The 3,964-nt window shown below is 43.8% G+C and carries 4 protein-coding genes; all 4 read right to left on the reverse strand.

Annotation, left to right across the window (positions count from 1 at the left end; translation table 11 throughout):
• Nucleotides 1–68 precede the first annotated feature (68 nt).
• Nucleotides 69–1,100: a UDP-N-acetylglucosamine 4,6-dehydratase (inverting) gene (gene pseB, locus ABD920_RS09115; protein WP_345158454.1), complete on the reverse strand. Its 1,032-nt coding sequence runs from the start codon at nucleotides 1,098–1,100 to the stop codon at nucleotides 69–71.
• Nucleotides 1,090–2,388 (reverse strand): ABC transporter ATP-binding protein, encoded by a 1,299-nt coding sequence (locus ABD920_RS09120; RefSeq protein ID WP_345158455.1) that lies wholly within the window; start codon nucleotides 2,386–2,388, stop codon nucleotides 1,090–1,092. Before ABD920_RS09120 ends, pseB begins: the two co-directional genes overlap by 11 nt.
• A 10-nt stretch (nucleotides 2,389–2,398) precedes the next feature.
• Nucleotides 2,399–3,250, reverse strand: coding sequence for an ABC transporter permease (locus ABD920_RS09125; protein ID WP_345158457.1), 852 nt, complete (start codon nucleotides 3,248–3,250; stop codon nucleotides 2,399–2,401).
• A gap of 121 nt (nucleotides 3,251–3,371) precedes the next feature.
• A partial coding sequence (locus ABD920_RS09130) for a GDP-mannose 4,6-dehydratase (RefSeq protein ID WP_345158458.1) occupies nucleotides 3,372–3,964 on the reverse strand: 593 nt, incomplete at its 5' end.

Consider the following 3,964-nt stretch of genomic DNA (forward strand, 5'->3'; position numbering starts at 1 on the left):
CCTGCGTCAGGTACTCCGACTGCAGCGTCTCCACCACGGCCTCGATGTCCGCCTCTGTGATGTGCTGCTTACCGTAAGGGATTATCTGCATATACCTTGAAAGAAGGATCTACGTGTTCCTCTATTAATTCCCTGATTTCATCTACACCAACCCATTCCGTATTCTCACCTGAATTGTAGCGGAAACCCTGCGGCACTTTTTTCGCATCGAAGTGAGACACAAAATCAGCTACTTTCCAGCGTGGGGTGGAAGGAATTATGGCATAATATTTCCCCAAATCATAAGTATAAAAAGAATCTGACGAAGTGATCATCTCCTCATGAATCTTTTCACCAGGGCGAATACCAACAACAGGCTTCTCACAATCCGGGCCAATAGCTTCCGCTACATCCAGTATTTTATAGGATGGAATTTTAGGAACAAATAATTCTCCTCCCCATGCTGTTTCCAATGCATGCAACACCATTTCTACTCCCTCAGTAAGAGTTATGTTAAAGCGGGTCATTTCACTGTCTGTAATCGGTAATACTCCTTCTTTTCTCTTATTCAGGAAGAAGGGTATGACAGAGCCATTGGAGCCCATGACATTTCCATACCTGACAACTGAAAACTTAATCGGATTCCAGCCCCTGATATTATTTGCTGCGATAAAGAGCTTGTCTGACGCAAGTTTAGTCGCTCCATACAAGTTGATGGGAGCAGCAGCCTTGTCTGTAGAAAGAGCTACCACGTTTTGTACCTCGGTTTCAAGGCATCCATTGATAATATTTTCAGCACCCATTATGTTAGTCTTCACACACTCCATCGGATTGTATTCAGCTATAGGCACATGCTTCATTGCCGCAGCATGTACTACATAATCAATACCCTTCAAAGCTCTTTTTACCCTGGCCTCGTCTCGAACATCGCCTATAAAAAATCTTACCTGTGGATATTTATCATGTGGGTATTCCTGAGCCATTTGAAACTGTTTCTGCTCGTCTCTGGAAAAAATAACCAGGCGTTTGACATCCGGCCAGCGTTCCAGAACTATTTTTGTAAAGGCTTTACCGAAAGAGCCTGTACCTCCTGTTATCAGGATAGATTTATTATTCAACATTTACTTTTTCTTTTATATCAATAGACTCCCACTTCAATATTGTGCTTAGTTGTGATCTTCTGCTTTTACCTCTTTTTGTTGCTGTATCATCCACTGAGAATTTGAGTATTTCCCCGGGAGAATCCACGGTAAAACCACTGATATTATATGGACTGGTAAAATTTAAATACACAACATACTCACCGACTGGTAATGTCCTTTTAGGAATTACAAGCCGAAATTTATGTTCACCCTCCTTTAGATTATCCAGCGCATTAGGTAGCACATCAAAGGTGTCATTTTCTATCATCACTGTGCCGTCGTTCTTCATAACCGTAAGGTATCCATATAATCCAGCCACCTTCTTTCTTACAAGCGCAGTTAGATTTAAAATAATCTTATTATCGCATTCAAAGTCTTGTGAAAGGACACCTTTTTCGTTTTGTAAGTTGGCAGAGATGAGTTGAAAAGACTTGTCTTCCTGCGGAGTAAAATAAACCGGATTGTCTGTGTTCTTAAAGGAACCATGGAGATACCTGTTAATCACATCATTTATTTCACCAGTAAAAGAAACGGTACCGTTTTCTAGCAAAACGCCCCGCTCACAAAGGTCTCTGACAGAACCCATGTTGTGGCTCACAAACAGCACGGTTCTTTTTCCTCCTTTTGCAACATCCTGCATTTTGCCAATAGCCTTTTTCTGAAACTCTGCATCGCCAACTGCTAAAACTTCATCTACAATCAAGATTTCAGGCTCCAGATGTGCTGCTACAGCAAAGGCTAGACGTACTCTCATACCGGAAGAGTAGCGTTTAACAGGAGTGTCGATATAGCGCTCAGTACCAGAAAAGGCAATAATCTCATCTAACTTGGAACGTATTTCTGCCTTTGTCATTCCAAGGATAGCGCCATTCAGGAAGATATTCTCCCGCCCTGTCAGTTCATCATTGAATCCTGTTCCAACTTCCAGTAACGAAGCTATTCTGCCTTTTGCCTTTATGGTGCCTGTAGTAGGTGAGGTTACACGCGATAATAATTTGAGAAGCGTTGATTTTCCCGCACCATTTTTACCTAATATGCCGACTATCTCTCCTTGCTTCACTTCTAAATTTATATCCCGTAAGGCCCATACATAATCATTGGTAGCTTTCGTAGAACGGTCATTCACTTCGCCGACTTTCAGATAGGGGTCTTCTTTTCCTCTGACTCTATGCCACCATCGGTTCAGGTCATGAGCAATTGTTCCAGTTCCTGATTCCCCCAGCCGGTATTGTTTAGAGAGGTTTTCTATTTTTATTACAGTATTCATACAACTACTTCTAAACAGTATCTAAGAAAGATTTTTCAACCTTATTGAAGACTAATACCCCTAAAAAGAAAACAATAAGTGTAAAAACAGTTGAATATGCCAAATACCCCCATGGCAATGTACCCGAACCTAAAAAAGCATACCGGAACGTTTCAATGATACTCGACATAGGGTTTGCAAGTATTATAAACTTGTATTTCTCAGGTATTTCAGAGATAGGATAGATAACAGTAGAAGCATACATAGCTAGCTGCACTCCGAAACCAATTAAGAATTGAAGATCACGATATTTTGTTGTCATGGCAGAAATAAGCATGCCTAAACCCAATGCCAGTAGAGCCATGATAACAACAATAAAGGGGAGCAACAACATAAAGACATTAGGCTCAACATTTGTTCCGGTAAATAGGTAATATCCGAGCAAGCAAAGAAATAACCCTAATTGCACACCAAACTTAAGCATGTTAGAGACAACAACAGAAATAGGCGATATGAGTCTCGGAAAATAAACCTTCCCAAAGATGCCGGCATTGCCTCTAAAGGTGTTGGATGTTGAAGATATGCAGGCAGAGAAATAATTCCAACAGGTAATACCAGCCATATAAAATAAAAGTGGAGGGACTCCATTGGTAGAAATACCGGCGATTTTACCGAATACAAGTGTAAAGGTTATGGTGGTAAACAAGGGTTGTAAAAAAAACCAGATAGGGCCTAAAATTGTCTGCTTGTAAACAGATATGAAGTCCCTTGTTACAAACATTACTAAAAGATCGCGGTAACGCCACACTTCTTTCAGTTGTAAATCGAAAAGCTTAGACCGTGGTTCAATCACTAAAGTCCAATCTTCTTCTTGCTCTTTCATTTATGTATTTTTAAATTCAAATAAACAAGGCAAAAGAGTCACAGATAAAATTGCACCTTTTCTGCCTGACAAAGATACAAGACTTGTTTAATAGGCTTCTACCTTTAAATAAAATTATATCTTACTCGTGGTAGTTTAGGATGCGGTGCCCGCCTTCTGCCAGGTAGGTGTCGCGCTTGAAGAGCTCCACGTCCGCCTGCATCATGTCCTGCACCAGCGCCTTGAGGTCGTACTGCGGCACCCAGCCCAGCTTCTCCCTGGACTTGGTCGCATCGCCGATGAGCAGTTCCACCTCCGTGGGACGGAAATAGCTCGGGTCCACCGACACCACCTCTTTCCCGATCTCGAGCTGGTACTCGGGGTTTGAGCAGGCGGCGATGAAGCCCTTCTCCTCCACGCCCTCGCCCCGGAACTCGATCGCCACGCCCACCTCTTGGAAGGCCATCTTCACGAAGTCCCGCACCGTGGTCGTGACGCCCGTGGCGATGACGAAGTCCTCGGGCGTGTCCTGCTGGAGGATGCGCCACATGGCCTCCACGTAGTCCTTGGCGTGGCCCCAGTCCCTGCGGCTCTCCAGGTTGCCCAAATACAGCTTCTCCTGCAGGCCCATGGCGATGCGCGCCGCGGCCCGTGTGATCTTCCTGGTCACGAAGGTCTCCCCCCGCAAGGGCGACTCGTGGTTGAAGAGGATGCCGTTGGTGGCGAACATGCCGT

The sequence above is a fragment of the Pontibacter saemangeumensis genome (assembly GCF_039541895.1).
Lineage (GTDB): Bacteria > Bacteroidota > Bacteroidia > Cytophagales > Hymenobacteraceae > Pontibacter > Pontibacter saemangeumensis.